The sequence below is a fragment of the Roseisolibacter sp. H3M3-2 genome, from assembly GCF_029211165.1.
GTDB lineage: Bacteria > Gemmatimonadota > Gemmatimonadetes > Gemmatimonadales > Gemmatimonadaceae > Roseisolibacter.
This window is the reverse complement of sequence record NZ_JARGEK010000551.1, coordinates 1-2,305: the sequence shown is the minus strand read 5'-3', so window position 1 is coordinate 2,305 and position 2,305 is coordinate 1. Positions and strand designations below refer to the sequence as shown.

Below are 2,305 nucleotides of genomic sequence, written 5' to 3'. Positions count from 1 at the left end.
CCAGCAGGGCGGCGCCGAGTAGCGCGCCGGCCGGGGTCGGCCAGGCCGCCGCGACCTGGGCGCGCCCCGCCGCCGCGGCGGCCCACGCCGGGCGCACCGGGAGCGCCGCCGCCACCGCCGCCGCCAGCAGCAGGGGGAGGGTGGCCACCGCGAGCGGCGTCGGCGCGACGCCGTAGAGCGCGGCCGCCAGCGCCACCGCCTCGGCGGCGACCAGCGCCATCGGCAGCGCCGCCAGCGTCGCCCCCGCCCACGCCGCCCGGCGGGCGGTCCGCGCCGCCACCGGCAGGCTCGCCATCCACCCGGTGGCGCCGGCCCCGACCCGCCGGGCGCCGATTCGCGCCAGCCCGAGCGCCAGCGCCCCCAGCAGGAGGCGGGTCTGCGCGCCGTCCCACGCGCCGCCCCCGCCGGGCGCGACCAGCCCGAGCAGCGCCGCCCGCAGCGTCCACGCCGGGTCGGGCGCCATCCCGAAGGCGAAGATGACCCCCGCCACCCCGATGGTGCCGGCCCGCAGCGCGGCGCTGCCGACGGCGCCGGCGTGGAAGCGCGCGAGCGCGGCGAGGGGGGAGGGCGGGGCGGCGGAGACCGGGGGCACGGGCACGCGCGGATTCTACGCGCCGGGGGCGGCCGGCGACGGCCCGCGACGTCGGGCTCGCCGTCGCGCGAACCGTTCGCTCACCGTGGCCGGGGTGACCGGCGCGCGCGGCGGCTCGTCCTCACCCACGCGCCCGCCGCTCGGGCGCCGCCGCAACCCGCCCGCCGCAGATGGCCACCACCGTGGTCGGACCCCTCGCGGGTCCCCCGCCGTACCCGCCCGACGACGAGCCCCGGAGGGGACGCCTGACCGACCCCGGGCGCCTCGCCGCGCTGCGCGCGACCGGGCTGCTCGACGGCGTCACCAACCCGGTGCTCGACCGGCTGGCCGCGCTGGCCGCCCGGCTGCTCGGGGGGACGGGCGCGGTGGTTTCGCTGGTGGACGACCGGCGCCAGCACCTCCCCGGCGCCGCCGGGCAGTGCGCCCCGGCCGGCGCGCCGCGCGGGAACCCGGTCTCGCACTCGTTCTGCCGGCACGTCGTCGACTCGGCCGCGCCGCTGGTGGTCGGGGACGCGCGCCGCCACGCGGTCGTCGCCGGGAACCCCGCCGTCGCGGCCCAGGGGATCGTCGCCTACCTCGGCGTCCCGCTCGCCACCGCCGACGGCGACGTCCTCGGCGCGCTCGCGGTCGTCGACGGGCGCCCGCGCGCCTGGGGGGAGGACGACCTGGCGACGCTCGCCGACCTGGCCGCGGCCGCGCTCTCCGAGATCGCGCTGCGCGTGCAGGAGTGGCGCTTCCGGCTGGCGGTGGAGGCGAGCCAGGAAGTCATCTACGCGCACGACTGCCTCACCGGCCACGTGACGCGCGAGGGCGCGGTGGAGGCGGTCTACGGGCGGCGCGCCGGCGCGCTCCCCCCCGACTCGTCGGCGTGGCTGGCGCTGATCCTCCCCGAGGACCGCGCGCGGGTGGCCGACGGGTGGCGCGCCGCGCTGGCGGGCGAGGTGTCGCACTGGACGTGCGAGTACCGGATCGCGCACCCCGACGGGCGCGTGGTCGTCGTGCGCGACGCCGCGCGCATCCTGCGCGACGCCGACGGCGCGCCGCAGCGCATCGCCGGCGCGGTCACCGACGTCACGACGCAGCGCGTGGCGGAGGAGGCGCTGCGGGCGAGCGAGGAGCAGGCGCGCGGGGTGCTGGAGGCGGCGCACGAGGGGATCTGCACCGTCGACGCCGCGGGGACGATCACCTACGCCAACGCGCGCCTCGGCGAGATGCTCGGCGTCGCGGCGGGGTCGCTCGGCGGCGCGTCGTTCTTCGACCTGCTCGACGCCGCGACGGCGGACGCCGAGCGCGCGCGCTTCGAGCGCCGGCGGGGGGGCGCCGCCGAGCGCGTCGAGCTGCCGATGCGCCGCGCCGACGGCTCGACGCTGTGGGCGAGCAAGTCGGCGAGCACGCTGCGCGACGGCGCGGGCGCGTTCGCGGGGGCGCTGTTCCTCTTCACCGACGTCACCGCGCGGCGGCGCGCCGAGGAGCGGTTCGAGCGCGCGGTGGAGGCGACCGACGACGCGCTGTGGGACTGGGACCTCGCGGCCGACGCCGCGTACTTCAGCCCGCGGTGGGGGCGGATGCTCGGCTACCCGGGCGACGCGGACGCGCCGTCGTGGGCGGCGGCCGTGCACCCCGACGACCTGCCGGCGGTGCGCGCCGGGCTGCGCGCGCACGTGCGCGCCGAGGCGCCGCACCACGCCGCCGAGTACCGCGTCCGCCACCGCG

At 81.0% G+C, this 2,305-nt stretch carries 1 protein-coding gene and 1 pseudogene; one reads left to right on the top strand and one right to left on the bottom strand.

All coding sequences use genetic code 11. The features are described 5' to 3' along the window. A pseudogene (locus PYV61_RS24355) lies at window positions 1–598 on the bottom strand (hypothetical protein); the annotation flags it as partial. Between the two features lie 164 nt (window positions 599–762). Between PYV61_RS24355 and PYV61_RS24350 the strand changes: the two are divergent. Then, a partial coding sequence (locus PYV61_RS24350) for a PAS domain-containing protein (protein ID WP_275836470.1) occupies window positions 763–2,305 on the top strand: 1,543 nt, incomplete at its 3' end.